This window comes from Synechococcus sp. A15-28, assembly GCF_014280175.1.
In the GTDB taxonomy this organism is placed as follows: Bacteria; Cyanobacteriota; Cyanobacteriia; order PCC-6307; family Cyanobiaceae; genus Parasynechococcus.
This window is the reverse complement of record NZ_CP047931.1, coordinates 1,069,721-1,095,279: the sequence shown is the minus strand read 5'-3', so window position 1 is coordinate 1,095,279 and position 25,559 is coordinate 1,069,721. Positions and strand designations below refer to the sequence as shown.

Sequence of the window (25,559 nt, the reverse complement as noted above, 5' to 3'; positions counted from 1 at the left end):
GGTCCGAATTCAACGATGCCCTACACCCTCACGACTCCGCTCTATTACGTCAACGATCGGCCGCACCTGGGCAGCACCTACACAACCCTGGCATGCGATGCCCTGGCCCGCTTTCAGCGCTTGAATGGCTACTCCGTGGTCTTCATCACTGGCGTTGATGAACATGGCCAGAAGATCCAGCGGACAGCCGAAGCCCGGCAGCTGAGTCCCCAACAGCACTGCGATGGCATCAGTGCCAGCTACCGCGAACTCTGGTCGCGCTGGGGCATCAGTCAGGACCGTTTTGTCCGCACGACGGATCCGCGACACCTGCAACTGGTCGATCAGTTCTTTGCCCGGGTCAAAGCCTCGGGGGATGTGATCAGCGGCCGCCAGACGGGTTGGTACTGCGTCGGTTGTGAGGAATACAAGGATGATCCAACCGAGGCCGTTGATCCCAGCTGCCCGATCCACCAGAAGCCGCTGGAGTGGAGAGATGAGGAAAACCTGTTCTTCCGTCTCTCGCGCTACCAGTCCCAGATCGAGGAGCTGGTGGCCAGGGACGACTTCATCCAACCGGCAAACCGACGCCAGGAGGTCCGCAATTTCGTTGCCCAGGGACTCCGGGACTTCTCCATCTCCCGGGTGAACGTCAGCTGGGGGCTGCCGGTGCCGGGTCATGACGGCCACACCTTCTACGTCTGGTTTGATGCTCTGTTGGGCTACCTCACCGCCCTGCTGGATGACGGGGAGCCGGTGGACCTGGATCGTCTCGAGAAGTGCGGCTGGCCTGCGTCCGTGCATGTGATCGGCAAGGACATCCTGCGGTTCCATGCGGTGTTCTGGCCGGCGATGCTGATGTCCGCCGGACTACCGCTGCCTAAATCGGTGTTCGGCCACGGCTTTCTCACCCGGGAAGGCCTGAAGATGGGCAAGTCGCTGGGCAATGTTCTCGACCCGGAGCGGTTGTTGGACTGCTGCGGATCGGATGCTGTTCGTTGGTACCTGTTGCGGGACATTCAGTTCGGAGACGACGGCGATTTTCAACAGCAGCGCTTCGTTGATCTGGTGAACAACGATCTGGCGAACACCATCGGCAACCTGCTGAACCGCACCTCCTCCATGGCCAGGAAATGGTTCGCTGACGCCGTTCCGCCCCACACCGAAGCCGTGGGTTCAAAGCATCCTCTTTCCATGGCGGCCACCACGACGGTGGCAACGGTTGTGACATCCATGCCGGCCCTTGGCTTCAAGCCTGCGGCGGAAGCTGTTCTCCAGCTGGCCATCGCAGCCAATGGTCATCTCAACGACACAGCACCCTGGAGCCGGATGAAGCAACCCGGCCAGGAAACCGAGGTCGGCGATGACCTCTATGCGGTACTGGAGGCCACCCGGATTGTGGGATTGCTGCTCAGCCCGCTGCTGCCGGAACTGAGTGAACGAATCCTGGAGCAGCTCGGCACCAGCATCAATCCCGATGGCTGGACCGAACAGTTGAACTGGGGTGGGCTGGTCAGCGGAGCGGCTCTTCCCAAACCATCTCCGGTGATGCAGCGCCTTGAACTCGAGGAGTCCCTCTGATCGGATGGGCCGTTCCTCCCTGCTGATTCCTGCACTGCTTCTGCTCGGTACCGGGTTGATCGGTTGCAACCAACAACCGACTGCACAGCAGGATTCCGCTCCCCCCTTCGTCTTTCGCTCCCTCGACCTCAACCAACGCCGTAAAGACGGATTGAGGGACTGGGATCTCAGCAGCCCTGAAGCGCGATACGACCTGTCGAGCCGAACGGTTCGCGCCCGCCGTCCCACCGGGATTCTCTACAGGAACGATCAACCCTCGTTTCGGATCAGTGCCGAGCTGGCCACGGTGCTCAAGGACGGCGAGATGGTGATCCTGGAAGGACAGGTTCGGCTTCAACAACTCAACGACCAAGCCATGCTGATCCGTGGGGATCGACTGGTCTGGAAACCAGCTGAATCACGCATGGTGATGGATCAGAACCCTGAAGCCCTCGATGAGTTCTCGCGATTGACAGCGAGGCGTCTCACCTTGATCCAGACCAGCAACACCCTGCGTTTCGAAGGCCCAACACAGCTCCTGCGCTGGAAAAATCGTCGACAAGCGGAGCTGGAACCCGACACGGACATTGTGGCCAGCAAGGGCATCTGGAATCTTGAGACCGGAGACCTTGGGGTGAACGGCCCCGTTCGTGCCTCGCGGAACAAGGACCTGGAAGTCACAGCCTCAGCCTTGAAGGGCAACACCCAGAAGGGGTTCCTGGATCTGATTCAGCCCGTTCGTCTCAAGCAGAACGAAGCAGACATCAACGCGGGGACCACGCGTTGGAATCTTGCTGATCAACGCTTCAAATCAAGCGCCCGATTTCAGGGCAAGCGCCAGGACGCAACAGCCACGGGCAATGGTTTTGTGATCGACGAAGCGACCACGACCGTGATCATTCCCAAGGCCTGTCGCTTGTCGCAACCAGGAGAGTCGTTGACTGCACGACGCTGCAGCTGGAACTGGCTGACCAACCGTGTGGTGGCCGATGGGGATGTGGTGCTCAGACGCCGGGAACCCGACCAGGAGACCAGGGCTCCACGGATGGAAGGTCAACTGGGCTCCAGCGAAGGCGTCCGCTTCGGCTCCAGCGGCCAACGGGTTCGCTCCAGCATTCGCTTCACGCCGGATCAACCCGGCAGTGCAACCCCGTCGTCGCGGTCTCCAGTTTCGTTCTGAGCCGCGCTCCCCACCCCTCAAGCCATTGCTCATCCGCCTGGCTGAAGCAGCGTTCGGACCATCCACCGAGAATGACCACTCCCTCAGACCCCAGGGGAACAATCAGAACAGCAGGAAGGTTGTCCAGGACAGGATCAAATTCATGGCGGCCGGGGAACAGGGTTGTGTTGACAAGACTGACGGTCGTCTCACGCTCCATCGCTCGTCGACAGATCGGACCTGGCGTGAACACTGCATCAGCGTCACGCAGCAGACCGCGGCGGAGAATGACCTGATTCCTCCAAAGCACGAGAAGGGTGGCGGCCGGAGTGGCTGTCAGCAGCATGTGGCTGCCCCAGGCCAGCTCCTCCTTCAGGTCTGCCTGCAAAGAGGGTTCCAACCGCAAGCCCTGTTCACCGATGAGTTGGCGCGGTTTCACCTGGGTTGGATCAGCTCTGGTCCAAAGCACAGCCACCAGCATCAGACCAACAGAGGCCATGCCGCAGAGGACCTCTGCCCGTTGCAGCTCGGGAGTGAACGATTCCGCCAGGCCGGCATTGAGCAGCGTCAGCGTCAACAGCAGCACGCCACAGACAAGAACGACGCGGGCGGGGGTGGGCATCAGGCCATCCTGGACTGGCAGAACCGCCACATCTTGCTCAAATGTGTCTGTGATGCCTGATTCGCATGAACAGTGCAGAGGCCTTTGCCGCCATTGCCCTTGCTGCCGTGGCCTGCGACGGCAGCCTCGGGCGTGATGAAGCCCATGCCCTGAGGACCCAGCTGGAATACCGGTCGTGGTACAGCAGCAGTACGGAAGCTGACATGGGGGATTTGTTTGACCGTCTGCTTCACAACCTGCGGGATCAGGGTGTCGGTGGCCTCATTGAACAAGCTCTGCCGGTTCTCAGCTCGTCCCAACAGCAGAGTGCCCTTGCGGTGGCTGCTCACCTGACTCACGCCGATCGCAATGTCACCGAAGAAGAGTCGGCCTTCCTCCTGGATTTATCCCAGCGCATGGCCCTTCCAGAAGGGGAGGCCGCTTCAATTCTGGTCGCAATTGAAGCGTTGAATCGCGACAGGCTGGATGGCTGACGGCAGACTGCACACCATTGTTGTTCGGGATGGTCTGATGTCGTTCCTGCGTCGACTCGCCAGCGTTGTTGCAATCGTTGGGCTGGTGGTTCTGGTGGGCTGTCCCCTAGCAGCCCAGGCCATCTCACCCATTGATCTCGGCAGCAGTCGTCCTGACGAGCGCATTCTGGATGATGCCGATGTGTTCAGCCGGGCCAGTCGCTCAGAACTCACCTCACGCCTCCAGGATCTCGCCGCTGATCGTGTTGATGCCCGGGTTGTGACGCTGAGGCGCCTCGACTACGGCCTGAACCTTGATGGCTTCGGTGAAGAGCTTCTGGCTCAATGGTCGTCCAGTGGCTCGGAACCACTTCTGCTGCTGTTGATTGAGACCCAGAACAAGCGGGCATCGATCGCTGCGGACGCTTCGCTGCAATCGCAACTCCCCGAAGCGCTGTTGACCAGCACAGCGCGCACCACCATGAGCGTTCCCCTGCGTGAGGGAGATCGCTACCGGCAAGCCACCCTCGATGGCATCAACCGTTTGAGCACCGTCCTCGGTGGGGGCGAGGACCCGGGTCCACCAGCGGAAATCGTTCGCACCACTCTCCCCACCAACATTCCTACCCAAGAGGAAACGGAAAGCAGCAACGCCACGACCTGGATCATTGTGCTGCTGGTGCTCGGCACCATCATCCCGATGGCGACCTGGTGGGTCTTCTCCCGATGATCGTCTGAGCCGATGGCCACGCGGAACTGGATTGGTCTGTTCTCCCAGGGTGAGGGCGACAACCTGACCAACGAGCTTGAGCGTGGCTACGAGGCGGCCTTGCTGATCCAGAGCCTGGAGCTGGAGTTTTACGCTGACCGCAAAGTCAGACCAGAGTTGGAACTTTCCGTCCCGCGATCCGTTCAAGCCACGGTTCTGCGGCGGTTCCACACCGCCCTTCAGATCTGCCGGTCCAGCCTTTCAAACGTTTCGCCCAACCGCGGGCAGCTGGATCCACAGGAATTGCGTCAACTTCAGCTGATTGAGACGGTCGTAAGCCGCTATGCGAGCAAGCGGTCATCCAGCAAAAGCGGAATGAGCACGGCACCGGAACCGTTGCCGCGCTCCCTGCTCGGGGTGTTCGATTCAGTCCGCCGTCAGTTGGATCCGACCTCGGAGGAATCGGTGGTGGCAGGCTTCCGCCGCCGGCGCGATTCAACCCTGGCGTCGCTGCGAATCCTGCTGCTATTGGTGTTAGTACCGCTGCTGGTTCAGCAGGTGTCGAACACCTACATCGTCGGGCCGGCGGTGGAGCGTCTGTCCCCCGATCTCTCCTTCCTCAGTTACCCAAAACCTCAACTCGAGGAAGTCGCCGTTGAGAAACTGCGGATTTATAAGGAAGAGCTCGAATTTGATGCCCTGTTGAAAGGGGAGGAGCCGCTGTCCTCGGATCTGTTGGTGTCCAAGCTCAGGGAAAGGGCAGAGGAACTCAAGGACGAGGCTGATCGAGAGAGCGTTCAGGCCATCAAGAATGTGCTCGCTGATCTTGCAGGTCTGTTGGCCTTCATTGGCGTCTGCCTTGTGAGCCGAGATCAGCTGCGCGTTCTGCGTGGCTTTCTCGATGAGGCCATCTATGGGTTGAGTGATTCCGCCAAAGCGTTCGCGATCATCCTCTTTACAGACATATTCGTTGGTTACCACAGCCCTGAGGGCTGGACCGTTCTTCTGGACGGCATTGCCCATCACTTCGGTCTGCCGACTCAGGAGAACTTCATCCTGTTGTTCATCGCCACCTTCCCTGTGATCCTGGCGACGATCTTCAAGTACTGGATCTTCCGCTATCTGAACCGCGTCTCACCCTCTTCAGTGGCGACTCTCAAAGGCATGAACGGTGGCGGCTGACCTGAACCAATCCAGGCTCGTCCTTGTAAGTGGCCCCTCCAGAGGCGGGAAAAGCCGCTGGGCCGAGCATCTGTTGTCCGAGGACCTCGACGTCAGCTATGTGGCCACGTCTCCTGATCGTCCTGATGATCAAGACTGGCAGGCCCGTCTGGAGCTGCATCGGCAACGACGCCCCAGCCACTGGCGTTTGGTGGAGGCAGATGCTGATCTCACCAGTGCCCTGCGCACGATTCCTCAGCACTCATCCGTGTTGATTGATGCGCTGGGGGGCTTCGTGGCCTGCCATCTGGATGACTCTGACGAGGTCTGGAACGAATGCTGCAACGGGCTGATCCAACAGTTGGCTGGTATGCACCAGACCTGCGTGCTGGTCATCGAGGAAACCGGATGGGGCGTGGTTCCACCCACGCGCATCGGCGGACGCTTCCGCGATCGCCTGGGTTCCCTGGCGCAACGCCTCGATCAAGAGGCTGATTCAGCCTGGCTGGTCCTGCAGGGACGGGCCATTGATCTGCATTCCCTCAGCCAGCGCGTGCCATGACCCTTCCTGAGCCGACATCACCCCTGCGGGTTGTGCTCTACGAACCCCAGATCCCCCCTAACACGGGCAACATCGCTCGGACTTGCGCTGCATTTCAGCTGCCCTTGGCGTTGATTGAACCGCTTGGGTTCTGCATCGATGATCGGTCGGTGCGGCGTGCCGGGCTTGATTACTGGCCCCATGTGCAGCTCTCAACCCACAGCGATTTGGACCATCTTTTGGCTCAGCTGACGCATCCCTATCGCTTGATCGGCTGTAGCCGTTACGGGGGTGACAGCCTTGGCGACTTTCAGTTTCAACGTGGTGATGTGCTGCTGTTCGGCCGCGAGGACAACGGGCTTCCCAATCGAGTGAGAGAACAGTGCGACCGCATCCTCACCATTCCGATGCCCGGTGGCGTTGACGCAGATGGTCAAGGGGGTGTGCGAAGCCTGAACCTATCCGTGGCCTGTGCGCTCGTGGCTTACACAGCAGGCCACCAGCTTCTGCTGTGGTGATGAGGCGACTGCACCAGTTGGTATTGCAGGGCCATGGCCACTTCGTTACTGTTCGACCGACTACACCTTCGGGATGCGCTCAGTTCTGGTGTTGGCTGCTTCCATCACCCCTCTGTTGAGTGTGGTTGGTTGGCATGCGCTGCCAGGACAGGCGGACAGCAAGTCCTTCACCTTTGCTGAACTGCCTCCTTTGCCGGAGGACGATGCGATCGTCGCCTCTTCAGATAAGCCGGCCTTCTGGTTTCGTCTTCGGCAACGCACCTCACTTCCCCGCCTTGCGGCCTCCCTCGATCTCTCTTCGGCACGTTTTGCCGAGATCAATGATCAACCGGTAACTCACGTGTTTCCCTCCGGCAGCTGGTTTGCGATTCCTGCTGTTGCCCAGGATCGCGCTTTGTTGTTGGTCGGCGTTGAGAACGAATCAATCCGCACGGAACCACCGATCACAGCGCCTCCTCCAATTCGTTCCACCGCATCCATTCAGCGGGGCGATTCCCTTTCCAGCTTTCTCAAGCGCCACGGGATCAACAAGGAGGAGTTGAAGAAGTTCAATCCAGGGCTCACCCTCTCCGAACTCTCCGTCGGCACCGAAGTGAGGGTTGCCAAAGCCGCAACTGGCCAGCAGCTTCTGGCCATTCGTCCCAGCATCAGTAGAGGTGCCAGCTGGCCTGATCGTCCAGCCCTCTCCAACCCACAGGCGCCTCAACGTGAATCCCATCGGGTGGCACCTTCAACGACTTACACCTGGCCCACAAAAGGGGTCTTCACCTCCGGCTACGGCTGGCGTTGGGGGCGAATGCACAAGGGAATTGATATCGCCAACAGCACAGGCACCTCCGTCCATTCAGCCCGTGATGGCATTGTCACTTTCGCAGGATGGAGAGGTGCTTACGGCTATCTCGTAGAGATCGATCACGGAGATGGCGATTCCACCCGCTATGCCCATAACAGTCGTCTGATGGTGTCCAAGGGGCAGGTGGTCCCCCAGGGAACACGCATCTCTCTGATGGGAAGCACTGGCCGCAGCACTGGCCCTCATCTGCACTTCGAAATCCGGCGTTCCAACGGTGCAGCCGTGAATCCGCTTAGCAAGTTGCCCCAACGGCAAGCCTGACCCAGCTGATTTCATCAGCACAATCGTTCTGTATATGACTGCTGTCGCCATGACAATGAACGAGAGAATTTCAATGTCAGAGGGGAGACTTGAACTCCCGACCTCAGGGTTATGAATCCTGTGCTCTAACCAGCTGAGCTACTCTGACGAATGGCCTTCAAGCCAGTCTCCATCATACATCTCAGCGTTCCTTGAATGGCTGGATGGAGGCTCAGCGCATCTCGATTGCACTCAGACGATCACGGAAACTGCTCGAATCAGAGCTGATGTCTGGCGAAGCCAGAGACACCGGAGCGGGTTGGGCGGAGCGACGAGTCATCTGACCTTGAGAGCGTCTGGACCTGGAGCCAAAGCCTGGCATCCGCAGTGCACCTGTGGAGGAGTCCCGATCGAGGGGGCGCTTGCTGAGATCACCTTTGAGTTGATTCAGCAGACGAAAATGCCCCGTGGAACTGTATTTACGCTGAAGGGATGGATCCCAGATCATCGAGCGATCATTCATAAACACAGTCTATGGCTTCGCAGAGGGGCGGTCGTGATAAATTGACATACGAAACTTGTAGTCGTATCGACTTCGCTTAAGGAGTTCGACGATCGAGTTCAACCTCACCGCACCCCGAACATGACCGACACCGGTTGTCTGCGTGTGGGCCATCAGGCCCCCGATTTCACCGCCACCGCTGTGGTGGATCAGGAATTCAAGGAGATCTCCCTGTCCCAGTACCGCGGCAAGTACGTGGTGCTGTTCTTCTATCCCCTGGATTTCACCTTCGTCTGCCCGACTGAGATCACGGCCTTCAGCGACCGCTACGCCGATTTCTCCAGCAAGAACTGTGAAATCCTCGGCGTTTCCGTCGACAGCAAGTACAGCCACCTGGCCTGGATCCAGACCCCTCGGAATCAGGGTGGTATCGGTGATATCAACTATCCCCTCGTCGCCGACCTGAACAAGGAGATCGGTAACGCCTTCAACATCCTTGACGAGGAAGGCAAGGCACTGCGTGGCCTGTATCTGATCGACCCCGATGGGGTGATTGTTCACGCCACCATCAACAACCTGCCCGTGGGCCGGAACGTTGACGAGACCCTGCGTCTTCTGCAGGCATTCCAGTACGTTCAGTCCAACCCTGACGAAGTCTGTCCCGCCAACTGGACACCTGGTGCTGCCACGATGCTGGAAGATCCCCAGGGTTCCAAGGAGTATTTCTCCGCCATCGGTTGATTCGTCAACGCTGAACGAATCACTCAGGACCCTGTCGCCTCTGGCGGCAGGGTTTTTTGCATGAGTTGATCGATCGCACCAGGCAGGGTGTCGGCCATGGCGATTGTTTGTCCATCGCTGACCACAATGCGCGTCAAGGACGGTAGCCCCCCTTTGCTGGCCCGCAGATAAACGGGTTCCACATAGAGAAGGCATTTCCCGACGGGAACCACCAGCAGGTTCCCCTGCACCACCTGGGATCCGCCGCGATCCCAGAGGCCGAACAGCTGACTGATCTCCGGGTCCTGATTGATCAAGGCCTGAACCTGTTCGGGGCCAAGAATCGGCGTGTCCTTGGGAAAATCAATCTGAACCAACTTGCCGTAATTCTCTCCGTCGTTGCGTGCAGCCAACCAGGCGGTGAGATTGGGACGAGCCAAGGGCGTAAGGGGCTGAAGCAGCAGGAACTCGGAGCTGCTGCGGTCCTGCACCTGGGCTGTGATGTGATAAGGACGCACTGAAATCTGCTCACCGTCGTACACCTCCAGCGGCACCTGCCAGACGTCGTCTCCGCTGTAAAAAACACGAGGATCTTCAACGTGATATCGCTGGAGTTGTTTGACCTGAACATCAAACAATTCCTCGGGAACCCGTAAGTGATCGCGAACCGATGACGGCAGGGAAGAAAGCGGTTGAAACAGGTCCGGAAAGACCCGAGCCCAGCCTTGAATCAACGGATCATCAGGCTCACTGATGAACAACTGCACGCTGCCGTTGTAGGCATCCACCACTGCCTTGACTGAATTGCGGAGGTAACGATCGGAATCGCTGCTGGAGACAGCCGCGCTGTAGGGATAGGTGGACGAATGGGTGAACCCCTCCACAACCCAGTACTGATGCTGACTGGATGCGGACGTTGACTGGCCGGATTGAGGAATCGAAATCAGGTACGGATCGCCGCGGAGATCAAGAAAGGGAGCGATCGCATGGACCCGCTCACGAACTTCACGGCGGATCAGAAGTTTGGAGGACTGATCAATGGACCCCGCAGTCAGCAGCCGGGGTTCCAGCAGATAGGTGGCGGCTGCAGCCCGCTGAAGCCAGTGGCCGATAGGAACTCCAGCGCTGCCGCGGTAATGGGTGTAGACGTTCAGATCACCTTCCGGGTAGTCGAATTCATCAACCCGGGTGGGAGCCACTGCATAAGGGGACCTGAGCATGCCGAAGTAAAGAGCCGCGTCCTCCACTGGAATGGCCCGTTCCACGTCCTCCCGCTCGATTCCAAGCTCGAGATTGCCCTGGATCCTGGTGTCCGAGCCCAGGTCTCTGATGAAGTACTCCGGCAATCCATCGTCTCCGTGGGTGTTCACCGGGCTCACCGTGAAGCCGTAGCCATGGGTGAACACGAAATGCTGGTTCAACCAGGTCTGGGAACGTCGGGGAAGAGCCGATTGATCCAGCTCCCTCGCCGAGAGAATCACCTGCTGGGGTGTATCCCCACGACGTAAGAGCGGATAACGATCAACGGAAGCCTGGGGAAAGCGGTAGTACACCCGCAGCTGCTGCAGCTGACGGTTGGTTTCCAGGAGCGGAGCGCTGTCCCAGAGCCTGAGATTGCTCAGAGTGCTGGCCCCTTGCTCAAGGTCCGCCCGCGTCAGCGAGAGTTCAGGCTTGTAGGAGACCCGGTTGATCCCATCGAGTTGAAAGGCATGCCGTGTGGATCGAATCGCCTCCTCGAGGTAAGGCGTCTGAAGTGATATTTCCTGCGGGCGAAGAATCAGCCAGCGACTGAAAGGGGTGAGGGTGAATTCCAGGGCCAGGGTCACGGCGAGGGCCAGCAGCAACCCTCGACGAAGACCATTCGATGCGGGCAGCAGCAGGGCCAACGCCAACAGCAGAAGTTCAAGCGTGAGCAGCAGCCGGAATGGTTGTGTCACCGCCCGTTGAAGCCAGCCGGCCCCGGCGACGATGCCGTGCTGATGCCACAGCAGAGCATGCCTGGACAACCAGCACTGGCCAGCCAGAAGCAAAAGCACCATGGCCGCCATGAACAACAGCAACCGGCGGTTTTGTGGGTTTGGCAGAGCGCAGCCCCAGTCGCTCAGCGCCGGGGGACGGGTCAACAGGGTCTGCGAGTCGAAGCCCAGGCAGAACAATGCGCCGGAGCTGAGCAGGGCGATCAACAGCTGCAGCGCTGCGAAGCGACCCAGCGCGAAGCTGACATCGGTGTGAAGGAATGGTTCCTGCAGCCCTGATGGCGGAATACCCCAGGCGAGGGCCCAAACACCCCAGGCTCTGGCCGCAATCAGCACCACTGCCGTTGAGACAAACCAGGGAAGCCAACGCCTGAGACGCGGGTGCAGCACCGCCACCAAACTGATGAACAGCAGGGGCGGCAGCTGCGGCTGATGCATGGACAGCTGCCAGCCACTGGCGAGGGTCATCGAATCATCAAAGGCCTGCAGAAGCAGAACGTTGATCACCGCCAGACCCACCAACTGCAGAGCGACCGCCAGCAGCAACATCACGGAATAGCGCCAGCCCTTCAGACGCACCGTTGAGCCGGGCTGGGACGTTGAATCGAAGGAACGACTCCAACGAATCGCGAGTCCGATGGGGAGCAACGCCGCTAACCCACCGGCCAGCTGAAGCAACCAGCGGTGCAACAACACCTCCTCCAGCTGAAATTGTTGAAACCAGGACCATTCGACCTGCATGCGGGCCGCCAGCAGCACCAGCGGAAGCAGCAGCAGGAGGACTCTCATCCCAGTCCGGCCAGTTCCATGAAGCGATCGTGGTGAAGCGTCTCTTCCTCCATCAAGGCGTCGACAAGTCGATCCATGACCTCCCGTCGCGATTCCAGCAAGGACACCGCCTGAGCCAGGGATTGCTTAGCGAGGTCGCGAATGCGGGTGTCGATGGCCTGGCCGGTGCTTTCGGCGTAACCGGGCCGCTGGCTGAACCAATCGCGCCCCAGAAACACCTCAGTGCCTGGACCTTCAAGAGCCACAGGTCCAAGTGACGAGAAGCCGAACCGAGTAACCATTTCCCTTGCCAGCTGAGCCACCATCTGCAGATCACCGCTCGCCCCCTGGGTGATCTCCAGCGGTCCGAAAACCACCAGCTCCGCGGCTCGTCCGCCGAGGGAGACAACCAGATCCGCCAGGCAGGAGGCTCGGGTAATCAGGCCGGAGTCGAGCTTCTCCTCATCCGGCATGAAACGGGTGTACCCGCCTGCTGCTCCCCTGGGCAGGATCGTGACCTTGTCGAGCTTGTTGGCATCGGGCAACAGGGCAGCCACCAGGGCATGGCCGACTTCGTGATAAGCGATCAGTCGCTTCTTGGCACTGTCCTGAAGCGGCTTGGCACTGAGCCCCATGGTGATCCGTTCCAGGGCTCCTTCCAATTGGCGGACGCTGATGAAGGGCTGCTGCTCCCGCGCCGTGAGGATGGCCGCTTCATTGATCAGATTGGCCAGCTCAGCACCGGAGAAACCAGGAGTCCGGCGGGCCCAGGCCGCCAGATCGATTTCTGGATCCAGGGGGCGTGTGCGTGCATGGACAGCCAGGATCGCTTCGCGACCACGGCGATCCGGCAGAGAAACATCGATGCGCCGATCAAACCGTCCTGGACGGGTGAGGGCCGCATCCAACACGTCAGCTCGGTTGGTGGCCGCCAGAAGAATCACGCCTGAGTTGTCGGCGAAACCATCCATTTCGGTGAGCAACTGATTGAGCGTTTGCTCCCGCTCGTCGTTGCCACCACCAATGCCGGCTCCCCGCTGACGGCCGACGGCGTCGATCTCGTCGATGAAGACGATGCAGGGGGCCTTCTCCTTGGCCTGTCGAAACAGATCACGGACCCGGCTGGCACCAACACCGACGAACAGCTCGACGAATTCGGAGGCCGCCATCGAGAAAAATGGCACCCCCGCTTCGCCGGCAATGGCACGGGCCAACAACGTTTTTCCCGTGCCTGGGGGGCCCACCAGCAGCACGCCACGGGGAATCTTGGCGCCAAGTCCGGTGAATGTTTCAGGCTGCTTGAGAAAGGTGACCACCTCCTCAAGCTCCTCCTTGGCGTCGTTGATGCCGGCGACGTCCTCGAAGCGAACCTGAAGGTCCTCCTGGGGCTTCAGCCGTGGCTGACTGCGACCGAACCCAAGGGCACGGTTGGCCATCTGGGCGGATCGTCGCAACAGGAAGGAGAGGCCCACCACCAACAGCAGCACCAGTCCGAGATTGCCCAGCAGGCCAGCCATGGCCTGCTCGCTGCGAATGTCCCGCACCGTCAGCGGCGTGGCGGATGCTTCGGCAGCCCTCAGGATCTGCTGATCGTTAGCGAAAATGCTGACGGTTGATTGGCTGCCATCGGGATAGGTGACCCGCACCTCTCGGCGGGCCGGGACAAGTTCCAGGCTGCTGACCTCGCCGCTGCGGATCTTATCCAGCAAGCTCGAGTAACTGACAGAGTTGGATTTGTCTCCGAACAAGCTCGGTAAAGATTGAGGAGACGACGATTCCTTCGACCCTTCCGATCCTGAAGTCACGACAACATTGAATTGTCTTGACCTTAGCGATTTGACGCAAGGCGTCCCGACAACAGACAATTGCCGTTTGGAATTGACCAGGCGCAATGGCCGTCCCGAAGAAGAAAACCTCGAAGGCCAAGCGCAATCAGCGCAGTGCCACTTGGAAAGGAAAGGCTGCCGTGGCGGCGAAGCGAGCCATGTCCATCGGTAAATCTGTGCTCAGCGGGCGAGCCCAGGGATTTGTTTATCCCGTGAGTGAAGCAGAGGGCGAAGAGTCCTAAGCCTTCTGCCTGATGCGGAGCTGGCGCAGCCGTCGGTCCGGATCAACCTCCACGCGGACATCGGCCTGAATCCGATCGAAACTCTGGGGGGGAATTGCCGTGAGAATCATGCGGATGAACCCCTTCAGGCTGTCGCTGTCCAGGGCAACACCTGTGTTTTGAAGCATCTGCTGCTCCTGCTGGCGCTTCCAGATCTGTGGTGATCGGAAGTCCTGGGCTGCGATCTGCCAGAGGCTGTCGAGTTCAGACCAGATTTGTTCGTATCGGCGCAGTTCGACCTGGACGGCCGCCCGGGCATCGCGTTCTTCTGAACGAATGGAAGGAAAGAGATGCTCACAACCGAGTTCGATTGAAGTGTTCTGAGCAAGTGGCTGGCAACCGACGAACCAGCCCTCCAGCAGGAGAATCTGCGCTGAACAGCTGCGCCAGCCGCATCGGTCCCCGCGGCCTTGACGCAGGGATTTATCGAACTGCGGCAGGTCCACCTGTTCGCCGTCTTTCCATCGGCTGAGGGTCTGAAGCAACAACGGCAGGTCGTGACTGCCCGGCAGGGCACGAGGCACCCCCCAAGGGTTACCGCCCATCGCCTGGTCCAGACGCTCCGCTTCAAAGTAGAAATCATCGATCGAGACCACCTGAAGCGACAGGTCAAGCTGCCGTGCTGCCCGTTCGAGCCAATGTCCAAGCGTTGTTTTGCCGCACCCAGGCAAAGCGCTCAAGCCGATCAGACGACGTTGGCCTTGATCCGTTGCTGCCTCGGTGAGCAAAGGCAGGCCGAGGCTCCAAAGCCAGTCCGGAGAGGCACTGGCGGGCCAGAGATTCAACGTGGCCTCAAGTAGCTGGCTGCTGCGCCACCGCTGCTCCCAGGCCACTGGATCAGAAACGTCGAGATAGCTCAGCAGACGCTGCTGATCGAGCGCTGGAAGATCGCGTTGGCCGTCAGGATCCAACTTTGAACGCCTCCAGAACAACCGCGTAGACAAAACCGAACCGAAGGTTGTCCAGCAGACGCCAGTGCAACGCCACGGGAGTCGTCAGAAACCGTCGACGCAGGGCCACCAGCAGTTCACAGCCGATCAGCGTCGTTAAGGCGTGGAACGTTCGCCCATCAACAGCATCCGAAAGAAGATCCGTCAGGCTGCTACCGAGCAGAAAGCCGACCAACACGCCGATGATCAACAGACTTCGGCGCCACCACGGACCAGAGAGAGTGTCCGCCAGGACAACTCCGATGCGGTGCTGCAAGCGGGAGAGCCGTGTGTGCTGCAGGGAGCTCATCCTGCGTTAGAGCCGAACGTCTGCAGATACTCCAGCGTCACCATCCCTTCGCGGCAAGGGGGGCCATTGACCTGAGTTGCAGGTGCTGACACGTCGCCGAGGTGATCAAACACGGCGATGGCCTCGCTGAAACGCTCCTTCAGGCGAACGTCCCAGGGGGAAGGAGTCAAGAGGCAGCGCAAGCCGGCAGCACGGGCGGCCTCCAGACCCGCTTCGGAGTCTTCGATCACCAGCGTTTGATCCATCGGAAGTAGAGATCGCTGCAAGGCGCACAGGTATCCCTGCGGAGAGGGTTTGCCTTCCTCCACGTCATCTGCAGTGACGATGCCCTGGAACAACGGCCTGAGATCGGGAGTGCTGCCCAGCAAGGCCTCCACAGAAGCCAGGCCACTCGAGGTCACTATCCATTGACGGATCCCGGCACCGTTCAATTGCTCCAAAAGGCGACGAACACCTGGCCGCAGAGACACGGCACCTGATCGAGCCAGCTCTGTGTAATGGACCCGTTTGCGGTCGCGAATCGCATGCAGCTGGGCCTCACTGAGGCTCATCCCTCTGGAGCCGGCGTACCACTGGACCCGCCTCATCCCACCGGGTATGGAAAGCAGTTCGGCGTACAGCTCCGGCCCCCAGGCGATCTCGAGATCCAGGTCAGCAAAGGCACGGTTGAAGGCCGGACGATGTCCCTCCATCTCCGTATTGGCCAAGGTGCCGTCCACATCCCAGAACACCCCCTGCAGCAAGGTCATCAACACCATGCGGAACGGGCACAATGCTGATACATGAGTGCCACCTCACCGCATACCTGGGTGCTTCCGGCTGTTGTGGATGTCTGTCCATTGCCTCAACTGCCGTTACCCCTTCCACTGAGAACACTGTTGCTTCGTCGCGGGTTGAGCGAAGCGCAGGTGGCAGACCTGCTCAGTCCGCCGGAACTGCCTAATGCCTGCAGCCATTTTCCGGATCTCCCGATCGCCGTCGATCGGATCTGTCAGGCCTGCGCAAACGGTGAAGCACTGGCGGTCTGCGGCGATTACGACGCCGATGGGATGACCAGTACCGCTCTGTTGCTGAGGGCCCTTGAACCACTTGGAGCCAAGGCGGAACCCGCGATCCCCTCCCGCATGGACGAGGGCTATGGCCTCAACCCAGCCATGGTGGATCGTCTGTATGCCCAGGGCATCCGGCTGCTGGTCACCGTGGACAACGGCGTCGCAGCAGAGGAGGCCCTCAGTCGGGCCAGGGCGCTGTCGATGGACGTGATCGTGACCGATCACCACACCATCCCCGAGCCCCGTCCCTGGATGACGGCGCTTCTTCATCCCGCCACCACGCCAGAAGACTCTCCCTACCGCGGTCTTGCGGGTGTGGGGCTGGCCTATGTGCTGGCCAGCAGCGTCGCCGAACGGCTGGGCCGCATGGAGGCGATTCAGGTGGCCCGCGATCTGTTCTGCATCGGCACGGTGGCCGACATGGCACCGCTGACCGGGGCGAACCGTCGGTGGTTGCTGGAGGGACTCGCCACGTTGCATCGCAGCCGCTGTGAAGGGCTGATGGCTCTTCAGCGGCTGGCGGGTCTCGGCGATACGCCCTTGAACGCTGAGGACATCGGCTTTCAACTGGCCCCGAGGATCAATGCGGTCGGGCGTCTGGGCGATCCCGTTCTGGTGGTGGACCTCCTCACCGAATCCGATCCCGGCAAAACCATGGCTTTGGCGCGTCGTTGTGACGATCTCAACCGCCAACGACGGGACCTCTGCGATGCCATCGAAGCCGAAGCAACCGCCCTGGTGGACTCGGATGCCGAGGGGAAGATTCCACCGTTTCTGCTGTTGGCCCAGAGCCACTGGCATCACGGGGTGATCGGCATCGTCGCCGCGCGTCTCATGGAGCGTTACCACCGACCGGTGGCGCTGCTGGCCGGTGATGGTGAGGGAAAGCTGCGGGCCTCAGCCCGTGCCCCCCTTGGCTTCGCCGTGGATCAGGCGCTGACAAGCTGCGCTGATCTGCTGGATCGGTTCGGCGGTCACCCGGCCGCCGGTGGTTTCACGGTGAAGGCCAGCCAGGTTCATGCGCTGCATGAGCGACTGAATCAACTCACCGAACCGTGGCTGAAGCAACAGGGGACAGGTCGACCGGTGCGTCCTGAGGCTTGTCTGAAACTCCAGGAGATCAACTGGGATCTTTGGGACGCACTCGAAACACTGACCCCCCATGGCGTCGGACATCCGGCTCCGTTGTTCTGGTCCAGGGGATGCGCAGTGGTGGATTGGCGGGCCCTGAATGGGGGGCACCTGGCAGTGACGCTGGAGCAGGGGGGACACCAACGACGCGCGGTGGCTTGGCGCTGCCCAGCATTGAATCCGATGCCACCACTGGTGGACGTTGCCTATGAGCTGAAACGCAATGTCTGGCGTGGTGAGCGACGGTTACAGCTCGAACTCAAAGCTCTCCGTGAGCACACAGAGAACGTGCGACTCAGCCTTGGTTCACTCAGCTACCTGGCCTGCCGCAAGCCCGCCGACAACTCATCCACTGGTTTTTGCGTAACCAATGCTGGTGGCGAGACTCTCGTGGCTGAAATCGACCACAACCAAAAATTGGTCTGCCAGGACCAGCGTGCCTCCGACTCCAGGATTCAGTCCTTGCTGCAGGAAGCGTCGCTGGCCCTTGGGTTACGAGCGTGATGCTTCAGAGCGCACCGCGGCGGTAGAAGAGGATGAAGATCACAGCGGGACCGGCCAGGGTGATCAGCGCAAGGGCACCGAAATTGGCGATCAGATGGAAGTCGATGCCCATGGCGATAAAACGCTCACACGTTGCGATTCAGGCACCAGATTACGGGGCCCTGGCTCACAGTCGGGCTCGGGCTCGGCCCCTCTGTGACGGCTTGTCACAGCTGCACTCATGACCAGTCAAACCCCACAGTGGCAATGCATCTCCCAGTGCGGTGCCTGCTGCCGACTTGCACCGGAGGAACGGGCCGAAGCCCTGGAAGCCCTGAACGACGCGGATCAGGCCACCTATCTGTCCATGGTGGGGGCAGATGGCTGGTGCATTCATTACGACAGTGGTGGTCGACGCTGTCGGATCTACGAGGATCGACCGCGGTTCTGCCGGGTCAGCAGCATGGTCCAGCTGTTCGACATTGCCTCCGATCAGCTGGATGCCTTCGCCATCGACTGCTGCCAGCAGCAGATCCGCTCGGTTTACGGCGGTCGCAGCAAAGAGCTGCGTAGGTTCAATCGCGCTCAACGCTGACGGGATGGCTGAGTTTCATGGCTGAGATCAACGAAGCCACGCGCCCTGGCTTTGCCATTGTTGTGTTCAGCACCTTCAGCACGGTGTTCATCGCCGAACTGGGGGACAAAACCCAGCTGGCGACACTGCTCCTCTCAGCTCAGTCCGGCGCGCCCTGGCTGGTGTTCCTCGGGGCGGCCTTGGCATTGATCTGCTCGAGCCTCGTGGGAGTGCTGCTTGGGCAATGGCTGGCCCGCACACTTCCGCCGGAACGGCTGGAAACCATGGCCGGTGTTCTCATGGTGGCCCTCGGACTGTGGCTGGGGGCTCAGGCAGCCCAGACGCTGCTGCTGGAGACAACCGGAGCCTGAACCATGGATCTCTCGCTTCTGATCTCGACCTTTCTCACCGTGTTCCTGGCGGAACTGGGGGACAAGACCCAATTGGCGACAGTGGCGCTGAGCGGAACCTCCGACAGGCCTTGGGCGGTGTTTGTCGGATCATCCTCAGCCCTCGTTCTGGCCAGCCTGTTGGGGGCGATGGCCGGTGGGTCGATCGCCAACCTGATCCCGACCGAATGGCTTCAACTTGCAGCCGCAGTGGGTTTCCTGATCATCGGATCCCAGCTGTTGAGGCGCAGTAGAAGCGATGAGAGTGCCGAGGACAACCAGGTCGACTCATAAAGTGAATCTGTTCTGAGCTCTCTGCACGGCCGGTCACCCCTTTGGCCGCTCTGAACATCTCCCGGTCATGTAGGCCGGATTTGATACCCCCACCATGAAGTTCTCGGTCGCTGACCTGCTGGATCAGCTTTCCTACGACCAGCCGGTTCCAAAGTCCACGCTGGCCAAAATCCTGAAGCTGACAAATAAAGCTGATAGGGAGCGTCTGGATCTCGCCCTCGATGGCTTGAGCAAGCTGGGGCTTCTCAGCCGGCAGGACGATGACGGCGTCGTGCGCGATCGCTGTGAAGACCTTTTCGATGCACGGCTGCGTTGCAGCAGCAAGGGGTTCTGTTTCGCCATCCGTGATGACGGTGGCGATGACATCTACATCCGTGATCACCAGCTGAATCACGCCTGGAATGGTGATCGCGTCCTGGTGCGTGTTACCCGCGAAGGCGGACGTCGACGATCCCCGGAAGGCGGGGTTCAATGCATTCTCGAACGCAGTACTCAGTCTTTGCTGGCGCAGGTTGAGCGTCAGCAGGACCGGATGGTGGCGGCTCCGCTGGACGACCGTATGCTCACCAGCATCGAGTTGCCGGCTGATGCGGAGGAGCACCTTCCGGACGAAGAGGCCACAACGGTCGTTGAAGTCAAGATCGATCGGTATCCGGTTGCCCAGCTTCCCGCCCAGGGTCATGTGGCCAGGCCGCTGCCCCTCAACGCCGGCCCAGCCGCGGATCGCAACCTCCTGCTCACCAAAGCCGGTCTGCACGAGCGACCTGCGGCACCACGGGGCTCCGTCAAATCCCCAGCCAGCAAAGGACGCACCGATCTGAGTGAGCAGCCGTCACTGCTTCTCAGCGGTTGGCAGCTCAGCGATGCCCCACCCTTGCCCGCGGTTCATGTGGAAGCCAGGGATGGCGGCAGTCGCCTTTGGCTGCACGCGCCATCCGTGGCGGAACGGTTCGGCCAAGGCAACAGTCTCGATCTCTGGATCCGAGAACGCGCTGAAGCCATCTGCCTGGGGGAGGAATGGCAGCCCCTTCTGACACCGGCCATCACCAAGGCCTGTTGTTTCAAGGCGGGGGAAGCCAGCGACGCCATCACCGTCCGTCTTGACATCGATGCCGATGGCAACCTGGCGGACTGGGAGTTCATGCTCAGCACGATTCGCCCGGTCGCCGACATCAGCGCCATCCAGCTCCGCGCCCTGGCTGAGCGCAAGCCCAAGTCGCGCAGCATTCCGGCAGCGTTGAAATCGATCAAGGATCAACTCGGACAGCTGGAGACCCTGTTGTTCTGTGCCGACTGCCTGATGGCGAAGGAGCGAGCCGATGGATCCGTGGCGCTTGATCTACGGCCACCACAGATGGAGGCGCTGGGAGATCTGCGATGGGCCGATCCCAGTGGTCAGGCCCATCGTTGGGGTGATGTCATCGATCGCACCGACCCCAACTCCATTCTTCAACCTCTGCTGAGGGCCGCCGATCGCGCCTGGGGACAGCACCGCGCCGAACTGCAGCTTCCGGGTATCTCACGGATCAGCAGCGAACCTGACCCCACGGTGCTGACCGATGTGGCGAAGACCGCCGTTGCCCTGGATCTCCCCCTCGAGCTCGATGACGACGGCAGTCCGACAGCTCAGGAACTGATCACGGTGTTTGCTGAGTCAGATCAACGCAGGGTGCTGGAGCAGCAGCTGAGTCATGCACTGGCTCATCCGCAGTTCCAGGCGGAAATCAAGCCCCAGGAGCCAACCGAGGACGGCAACCCCACCGATTCGGAGGCAGCCCCAGCTCCCTGGTGCTGCGCGTCATTGAGCTATGCCCACCTGGCCAACCAGCAAGTCATTCAGATGCTCCTGAGCGACGGTAAGGACCGACCCAATGTGCGTCAGAAGGAACGACTCAATCTTGGACGTCGTGGCTGTGCGGAGAATCTGCACTGGGCACTGTTCACCGGCGCACAGGAGGAGAAGCTGGTCAGCATCGTGAATCACCGTCTGGTTCAGCGGTTGAACAGCCGGCGACGGCAAGTGCTCGAACTCCTACGCGACCTGCAGGCCATGGTTCAGGCCAGGTCAGCAGAACCCCTGGTGGGTCAGGACGCCGAGGGCCGTGTCAGCGGCGTCCAGAGCTACGGCTTCTTCGTTGAGGTGGGAGAGACCCGGGTGGAGGGCCTTGTTCATGTGAGCTCCCTCAACGACGACTGGTACGAGTACCGCTCACGCCAGAACCGCCTCGTGGGTCGCAAGAATCGACGGGTCTACCAGCTCGGCGATCCAGTGCGCGTGAGGGTGATCAAGGTGGATGTCCTGCGCAATCAGATCGATCTCGAGGTCATCCCCGAACCGGCAGCGGACCGGGATGACAGCAGCGCAGACAGTGACGCAACGGAGAGCGAGGTCAAGCCGATGGCTGTGACCCTCAGCAACGTTTAACCATGCACCCCTATGTGCTTGCTGTCACAGGCGCCTCTGCCCAGCCGCTGGCCGAGCGAACACTGCAGCTGCTGCTTCAGGCTGGCCGCAGCGTGCATCTGGTCCTTAGCAAAGGTGCCTATGCGGTGTTCCAGGCGGAACAGGGCTTGCAGGTGCCCGTGAATCCAGAGCGCCAGGCCCGTTTCTGGCGTGAGCGTTTGAACTGCCCTGAGGGGGAACTGTTCTGCCATCGCTGGAACGACCAGAGTGTCGGCATCGCCAGCGGCAGCTTCCGAACCAGAGCCATGTTGATCGTCCCATGCAGCATGGGAACGGTGGGCCGGATTCAGGCCGGTGTGGCGATGGATCTGATTGAACGCTGCGCTGACGTGCATCTCAAGGAGGGGAGGCCGCTGCTGATTGCTCCCCGCGAGATGCCCTTCAGCCTGATTCACCTGCGCAATCTCACCGCGCTTGCAGAGGCAGGGGCGCGCATTGCCGCACCGATTCCCGCCTGGTACACCCAGCCCAGAACCCTTGAAGAGATGGTCGATTTCATCGTGATACGCCTGCTGGATGGCTTCGAGGATGATCTGGCCCCCCTTCAGCGCTGGACTGGGCCAATCGCATGAGCGCCCTTCAGCGCTGGCTGCTTGTGCCATGTCTGGCGCCCCTGCTTGGGCTGTTGCTGGCATCCGCGCTCAACAGCTCCGGCAACACACGCCTGCAGTTGCTGATCTGGCGCTCGCCATCCTTCCCCATCGGTGCTTGGACCGCCCTGGCTGGTCTCACAGGGGCAGGACTCAGTGCTGCGTCAGTTCTGTTGCTGGTGCCGGGTACCCCTCCGCTGCGACGCCAACGGCATCAACCGATGGAGCGGTCCAGGTACGAACCAGACATGGAGGAGGTGGTCACACCTCCTCCCCAGAGGGACGTGCGCGACCCAGCCCCCACCGTGGCAGTCCCTTACAGGATTGTTCAAAAAACTCGCCCCAGCAAGGGATCCCCCCCGTCAACAGATCCCGCACCATCGACAACGGCTGATACCAAGCGGCCCAGCTCTGATGGCTGGGGCGTTGATCCGGATCTGGGCTGGTGAGATGCGGCCAACGCTGACTACAGTTCCCGCAGCAATCAGGACCCGGTGAGCGACACTGCCGATTCGGCCTCCGCTGCGGCCCCCGACGAGACGAAAGCGGCTGCCAAGCCGAAGCCGAAACCCCCGAAACCGGAAGACAAGCCTTTTCCGGAATTCATCGACACCCTGTTCATCCCTGCGGTGAAACAGCAGCTCGAGGACAACGGCATCGAGGCCGAACGTCTGGAGCGGGTTGAAGGCGAGCGCCCAGTGGTGGGAGGCTCCTGTCCGATGGTGATCGGAGAACTTCCCGGTGGCCGTCGCTTCTGGCTCTGCTTCGGAAAGGCCGACATTGCAAGCCCGAAGCTTGTCGCCCTCGCCGATGCGGGCAGTGAACCGACCCTGCTGGAGTCATTCCTGATCGACGAAAAGCGGATGTCGTTGCCCTTGCTGGTGTCACGTCTGCTGCAGCGGCTGAATGGTCAGAAATGGCTCGGGCGTAACTGATCGGCTCAGACACCGCACTGGCAGCCCTACATTGGATCGACGTGAAATCGGAGTCGATGATCCCTCCAACCGCCGTCGCAGAGGCCAACGCTGTTGCCACAAAGGATCCCTTTAAGGACACGATCCTCACGCCGCGGTTCTACACCACGGATTTCGATGCCATGGCTGCCATGGATCTGCGTCCGAATGAGGCGGAACTGGAGGCTATTTGCGAGGAGTTCCGGAAGGATTACAACCGTCATCATTTCGTTCGCAACGACGACTTTGACGGCGCTGCAGACAAGCTCGACCCCGAAACCCGGCGGGTGTTCGTCGAGTTCCTGGAACAGAGCTGCACCTCAGAGTTCTCAGGTTTTCTTCTCTACAAAGAGCTGAGCCGTCGCATCAAGCAGCAGAACCCCCTGCTTGCCGAGTGTTTTGCTCACATGGCACGGGATGAGGCCCGCCATGCCGGCTTCCTCAACAAGGCCATGAGTGATTTCGGCATGCAGCTGGACCTCGGTTTCCTCACCGCCAACAAGGACTACACCTTCTTCCAGCCGAAGTTCATCTTCTACGCCACCTACTTATCCGAGAAAATCGGTTACTGGCGTTATATCGCCATCTACCGCCATCTGGAGAAGAACCCCGAGAGCAAGATTTTCCCGATCTTCAATTTCTTTGAGAATTGGTGTCAGGACGAGAATCGTCACGGTGACTTCTTTGATGCGCTGATGAAGTCCCAGCCGAACACAGTGCGGGGACCGATCGCAAAACTGTGGTGTCGATTCTTCCTGCTCGCGGTCTTCGCAACCATGTATGTCCGTGATGTGGCCCGCAAGGAGTTCTACGAAGCCCTCGGACTCGACGCACGGACGTACGACAAGATGGTGATCGAGAAAACCAACGAGACGACGGCTCGTGTTTTCCCGGTTGTTCTCGATGTGAACAATCCCAAGTTCTGGACCCGTCTTGAGCGTCTAGTGGAGAACAACGCAGCTCTGGACGCTGCAGACCGCAGCTCCAGCCCAGCTCCTTTGAAGGTTCTGCGTAAATTGCCGCGTTGGATCAGCAATGGTGCCGAGATGGCCAAGTTGTTCCTGATGTCACCAATTGACAGCGACAAGTTTCAGCCCGCTGTGCGTTGATCATTGACTGAATCCTTCTCTCAGGCCTGGAGTTCCACCCTTCAGGCCCTGCTGCAGCGCGGCAGCGGTGCTGGTGCCGATCTGGTGGAAGTGTTCCTGGAAAACACTGATCACCTCGGGCTTCTTGCGGAACAGGAACGAATCACGAGCGTTAATCCCACCTTTTCCCGTGGAGCCGGCATCCGTGTTTTTCTCAACGGCAGGGATGGTTTTGTCAGCACAAATGACCTGAGTACCGACGGCCTGACCCGGGCCTTGGATCAGGCCCTGGCCATGCTGAATCTTGAAGCCAACGGGCTTGCGGTGAACACCAGCTTCGAAGGTCTCGGTGCTCTGAAAGATTACGGACTCGAAAAGTCCAGTTGGCTTCAGCGATGCCCGTCCATGCGTGACGCCAGTTCCCGTTTGTTGGAGGGAACATCTCAGCTTGAGCGGCTCGGGCAGCATCTTCAGGTGCGTCGTGGCAGCTACTCAAGGGATTGGCAGGAGGTGCTGGTGGCCGCTTCCGACGGCACCTTCGCCCGTGACATTCGTCTGCATCAGTCCACAGGGCTGTCGGTCCTGGCCGCTGATGGTGAGCACCGTTCCAGCGTGGGCCGCCGTTACGGCAGCACAGACCGACCAGACGACCTGTTCACCTGGAACGCTGAAAGCAGTGCAGCTGAAGTCTGTGAAAGTGCCGGCACAATGCTCCGCGCCGACTACGTGGAAGCCGGTCAGATGCCTGTTGTGCTTGCCAACCGTTTCGGAGGCGTGATCTTCCACGAAGCCTGCGGTCACCTTCTGGAAACCACTCAGATCGAACGCAGCACCACTCCTTTCGCCGAGCGGGTGGGCGAGCTGATCGCCCATCCATCCGTCACAGCCATCGACGAAGGATTGAGCAGCGGAGCCTTTGGGTCCCTGTCCATGGATGACGAAGGGATGGAGCCACAGCGCACCGTGTTGATCAAGGACGGCATTCTCCAGCGCTTTATCAGTGATCGCGCCGGAGAATTGCGCACCGGTCATCAACGCACGGGCAGCGGTCGGCGTCAGAGCCATGCCTTCGCCGCCGCCAGCAGGATGCGAAATACCTATATCGATGCCGGTCAGCACAAACCGGAGGACTTGATTGCCTCCGTTGAGCGTGGCCTGTACTGCAAGTCGATGGGTGGAGGCAGCGTCGGCCCCACCGGGCAATTCAACTTCTCTGTGGAGGAGGGTTATCTGATTGAAAATGGAAATCTCACCAGCCCGGTGAAAGGAGCCACCCTCATCGGTGATGCCAAGGAGGTTATGCCGCGAATTTCAATGTGTGCTGATGACCTCGACCTCGCCGCGGGTTACTGCGGCTCAGTGAGCGGTAACATTTTCGTCACCGTCGGCCAGCCCCACATCAAGGTGGACTCCATCACGGTGGGAGGTCGCTGAC

The 25,559-nt window shown here is 60.3% G+C and carries 27 protein-coding genes and 1 tRNA gene; 20 read left to right on the top strand and 8 right to left on the bottom strand.

Annotated elements, in window-relative coordinates:
- Nucleotides 1–15: 15 nt before the first annotated feature.
- Both SynA1528_RS06010 and lptC read left to right on the top strand, forming a co-directional pair.
- Nucleotides 16–1,560, top strand: a complete 1,545-nt coding sequence (locus tag SynA1528_RS06010) for a methionine--tRNA ligase (RefSeq protein WP_186588136.1) — start codon at nt 16–18, stop codon at nt 1,558–1,560.
- Nucleotides 1,561–1,564: 4 nt separating this feature from the next.
- A complete protein-coding gene (gene lptC, locus SynA1528_RS06005) occupies nt 1,565–2,719 on the top strand; it encodes an LPS export ABC transporter periplasmic protein LptC (RefSeq protein ID WP_186588135.1) in 1,155 nt (384 codons plus the stop codon).
- Here lptC and SynA1528_RS06000 read toward each other — a convergent pair.
- The gene (locus SynA1528_RS06000; protein WP_353616634.1) at nt 2,661–3,350 is read right to left on the bottom strand and encodes a cofactor assembly of complex C subunit B; all 690 of its coding nucleotides are present in this window, start codon (nt 3,348–3,350) and stop codon (nt 2,661–2,663) included. The two genes, lptC and SynA1528_RS06000, sit on opposite strands and share 59 nt — an antisense overlap.
- Before the next feature lie 35 nt (nt 3,351–3,385).
- Between SynA1528_RS06000 and SynA1528_RS05995 the strand changes: the two genes are divergently transcribed.
- The 6 genes from SynA1528_RS05995 to SynA1528_RS05970 all read left to right on the top strand — a co-directional run bounded on the left by SynA1528_RS05995 (nt 3,386) and on the right by SynA1528_RS05970 (nt 7,815).
- A complete protein-coding gene (locus SynA1528_RS05995; protein WP_186588133.1) occupies nt 3,386–3,793 on the top strand; it encodes a tellurite resistance TerB family protein in 408 nt (135 codons plus the stop codon).
- Nucleotides 3,786–4,502 carry a photosystem II repair protein Psb32 gene (gene psb32, locus SynA1528_RS05990; RefSeq protein WP_286187929.1) on the top strand — a complete coding sequence of 239 codons (717 nt, stop codon included), beginning with the start codon at nt 3,786–3,788 and terminating at the stop codon, nt 4,500–4,502. The genes SynA1528_RS05995 and psb32 overlap by 8 nt, the downstream gene beginning before the upstream one ends.
- A 12-nt stretch (nt 4,503–4,514) precedes the next feature.
- Entirely contained in the window at nt 4,515–5,663 is a 1,149-nt protein-coding gene (gene pxcA, locus SynA1528_RS05985) for a proton extrusion protein PcxA (RefSeq protein ID WP_186588132.1), read from the top strand.
- A complete protein-coding gene (gene cobU / locus SynA1528_RS05980; RefSeq protein ID WP_186588131.1) occupies nt 5,653–6,204 on the top strand; it encodes a bifunctional adenosylcobinamide kinase/adenosylcobinamide-phosphate guanylyltransferase in 552 nt (183 codons plus the stop codon). The genes pxcA and cobU overlap by 11 nt, the downstream gene beginning before the upstream one ends.
- The gene (locus SynA1528_RS05975; RefSeq protein WP_186588130.1) at nt 6,201–6,701 is read left to right on the top strand and encodes a tRNA (cytidine(34)-2'-O)-methyltransferase; all 501 of its coding nucleotides are present in this window, start codon (nt 6,201–6,203) and stop codon (nt 6,699–6,701) included. The genes cobU and SynA1528_RS05975 overlap by 4 nt, the downstream gene beginning before the upstream one ends.
- A 73-nt stretch (nt 6,702–6,774) precedes the next feature.
- Nucleotides 6,775–7,815: a peptidoglycan DD-metalloendopeptidase family protein gene (locus SynA1528_RS05970; protein WP_186588129.1), complete on the top strand. Its 1,041-nt coding sequence runs from the start codon at nt 6,775–6,777 to the stop codon at nt 7,813–7,815.
- A 74-nt stretch (nt 7,816–7,889) separates the two neighbouring features.
- On the opposite strand, the gene SynA1528_RS05965 is transcribed toward SynA1528_RS05970, so the two are convergent.
- Nucleotides 7,890–7,963: transfer RNA gene (locus tag SynA1528_RS05965), tRNA-Met, on the bottom strand.
- A 474-nt stretch (nt 7,964–8,437) separates the two neighbouring features.
- On the opposite strand from SynA1528_RS05965, the gene SynA1528_RS05960 reads away from it, so the two are divergent.
- Nucleotides 8,438–9,037, top strand: coding sequence for a peroxiredoxin (locus tag SynA1528_RS05960; RefSeq protein ID WP_186588128.1), 600 nt, complete (start codon nt 8,438–8,440; stop codon nt 9,035–9,037).
- A gap of 23 nt (nt 9,038–9,060) precedes the next feature.
- On the opposite strand, the gene SynA1528_RS05955 is transcribed toward SynA1528_RS05960, so the two are convergent.
- Nucleotides 9,061–11,781 carry a UPF0182 family protein gene (locus SynA1528_RS05955; protein ID WP_186588127.1) on the bottom strand — a complete coding sequence of 907 codons (2,721 nt, stop codon included), beginning with the start codon at nt 11,779–11,781 and terminating at the stop codon, nt 9,061–9,063.
- Nucleotides 11,778–13,508 (bottom strand): ATP-dependent zinc metalloprotease FtsH, encoded by a 1,731-nt coding sequence (ftsH, locus tag SynA1528_RS05950; RefSeq protein WP_286187927.1) that lies wholly within the window; start codon nt 13,506–13,508, stop codon nt 11,778–11,780. Before ftsH ends, SynA1528_RS05955 begins: the two co-directional genes overlap by 4 nt.
- Nucleotides 13,509–13,651: 143 nt before the next feature.
- Here ftsH and SynA1528_RS05945 point away from each other — a divergent pair, with 143 nt between their 5' ends.
- A complete protein-coding gene (locus SynA1528_RS05945; RefSeq protein WP_186588125.1) occupies nt 13,652–13,828 on the top strand; it encodes a 50S ribosomal protein L32 in 177 nt (58 codons plus the stop codon).
- On the opposite strand, the gene SynA1528_RS05940 is transcribed toward SynA1528_RS05945, so the two are convergent.
- The 3 genes from SynA1528_RS05940 to SynA1528_RS05930 are packed head-to-tail and all read right to left on the bottom strand — an operon-like array spanning nt 13,825 to nt 15,855.
- On the bottom strand, nt 13,825–14,778 hold the full coding sequence (locus SynA1528_RS05940) for a phosphoribulokinase (RefSeq protein WP_186588124.1): 954 nt from the start codon (nt 14,776–14,778) through the stop codon (nt 13,825–13,827). The two genes, SynA1528_RS05945 and SynA1528_RS05940, sit on opposite strands and share 4 nt — an antisense overlap.
- Nucleotides 14,768–15,106 carry a DUF565 domain-containing protein gene (locus tag SynA1528_RS05935; protein ID WP_186588123.1) on the bottom strand — a complete coding sequence of 113 codons (339 nt, stop codon included), beginning with the start codon at nt 15,104–15,106 and terminating at the stop codon, nt 14,768–14,770. Before SynA1528_RS05935 ends, SynA1528_RS05940 begins: the two co-directional genes overlap by 11 nt.
- Nucleotides 15,103–15,855: an HAD-IA family hydrolase gene (locus SynA1528_RS05930; RefSeq protein WP_186588122.1), complete on the bottom strand. Its 753-nt coding sequence runs from the start codon at nt 15,853–15,855 to the stop codon at nt 15,103–15,105. Before SynA1528_RS05930 ends, SynA1528_RS05935 begins: the two co-directional genes overlap by 4 nt.
- Before the next feature lie 33 nt (nt 15,856–15,888).
- On the opposite strand from SynA1528_RS05930, the gene recJ reads away from it, so the two are divergent.
- On the top strand, nt 15,889–17,793 hold the full coding sequence (gene recJ / locus SynA1528_RS05925; protein ID WP_186588121.1) for a single-stranded-DNA-specific exonuclease RecJ: 1,905 nt from the start codon (nt 15,889–15,891) through the stop codon (nt 17,791–17,793).
- Nucleotides 17,794–17,797: 4 nt separating this feature from the next.
- On the opposite strand, the gene psb30 is transcribed toward recJ, so the two are convergent.
- On the bottom strand, nt 17,798–17,905 hold the full coding sequence (gene psb30 / locus SynA1528_RS05920; protein WP_006041509.1) for a photosystem II reaction center protein Ycf12/Psb30: 108 nt from the start codon (nt 17,903–17,905) through the stop codon (nt 17,798–17,800).
- 108 nt (nt 17,906–18,013) lie between these two features.
- On the opposite strand from psb30, the gene SynA1528_RS05915 reads away from it, so the two are divergent.
- From SynA1528_RS05915 to SynA1528_RS05875, 9 genes are all read left to right on the top strand, one after another.
- Nucleotides 18,014–18,367, top strand: coding sequence for a YkgJ family cysteine cluster protein (locus SynA1528_RS05915; protein ID WP_186588120.1), 354 nt, complete (start codon nt 18,014–18,016; stop codon nt 18,365–18,367).
- Nucleotides 18,368–18,384: 17 nt separating this feature from the next.
- Nucleotides 18,385–18,717 carry a TMEM165/GDT1 family protein gene (locus SynA1528_RS05910; protein ID WP_186588119.1) on the top strand — a complete coding sequence of 111 codons (333 nt, stop codon included), beginning with the start codon at nt 18,385–18,387 and terminating at the stop codon, nt 18,715–18,717.
- Nucleotides 18,718–18,720: 3 nt separating this feature from the next.
- On the top strand, nt 18,721–19,029 hold the full coding sequence (locus SynA1528_RS05905; protein WP_186588118.1) for a TMEM165/GDT1 family protein: 309 nt from the start codon (nt 18,721–18,723) through the stop codon (nt 19,027–19,029).
- A 94-nt stretch (nt 19,030–19,123) separates the two neighbouring features.
- Nucleotides 19,124–21,454 (top strand): RNB domain-containing ribonuclease, encoded by a 2,331-nt coding sequence (locus SynA1528_RS05900; RefSeq protein ID WP_186588117.1) that lies wholly within the window; start codon nt 19,124–19,126, stop codon nt 21,452–21,454.
- Between the two features lie 2 nt (nt 21,455–21,456).
- Complete coding sequence (locus tag SynA1528_RS05895; RefSeq protein ID WP_186588116.1) at nt 21,457–22,065, top strand: flavin prenyltransferase UbiX; 609 nt, start codon at nt 21,457–21,459, stop codon at nt 22,063–22,065.
- Nucleotides 22,062–22,532 carry a hypothetical protein gene (locus SynA1528_RS05890; protein ID WP_186588115.1) on the top strand — a complete coding sequence of 157 codons (471 nt, stop codon included), beginning with the start codon at nt 22,062–22,064 and terminating at the stop codon, nt 22,530–22,532. The genes SynA1528_RS05895 and SynA1528_RS05890 overlap by 4 nt, the downstream gene beginning before the upstream one ends.
- A 45-nt stretch (nt 22,533–22,577) precedes the next feature.
- Nucleotides 22,578–23,018: a DUF2996 domain-containing protein gene (locus SynA1528_RS05885; RefSeq protein WP_186588114.1), complete on the top strand. Its 441-nt coding sequence runs from the start codon at nt 22,578–22,580 to the stop codon at nt 23,016–23,018.
- A 56-nt stretch (nt 23,019–23,074) separates the two neighbouring features.
- The gene (acsF, locus tag SynA1528_RS05880) at nt 23,075–24,145 is read left to right on the top strand and encodes a magnesium-protoporphyrin IX monomethyl ester (oxidative) cyclase (protein ID WP_186588113.1); all 1,071 of its coding nucleotides are present in this window, start codon (nt 23,075–23,077) and stop codon (nt 24,143–24,145) included.
- 3 nt (nt 24,146–24,148) lie between these two features.
- Nucleotides 24,149–25,558, top strand: coding sequence for a TldD/PmbA family protein (locus SynA1528_RS05875; RefSeq protein WP_186588112.1), 1,410 nt, complete (start codon nt 24,149–24,151; stop codon nt 25,556–25,558).
- Nucleotide 25,559 lies beyond the last annotated feature (1 nt).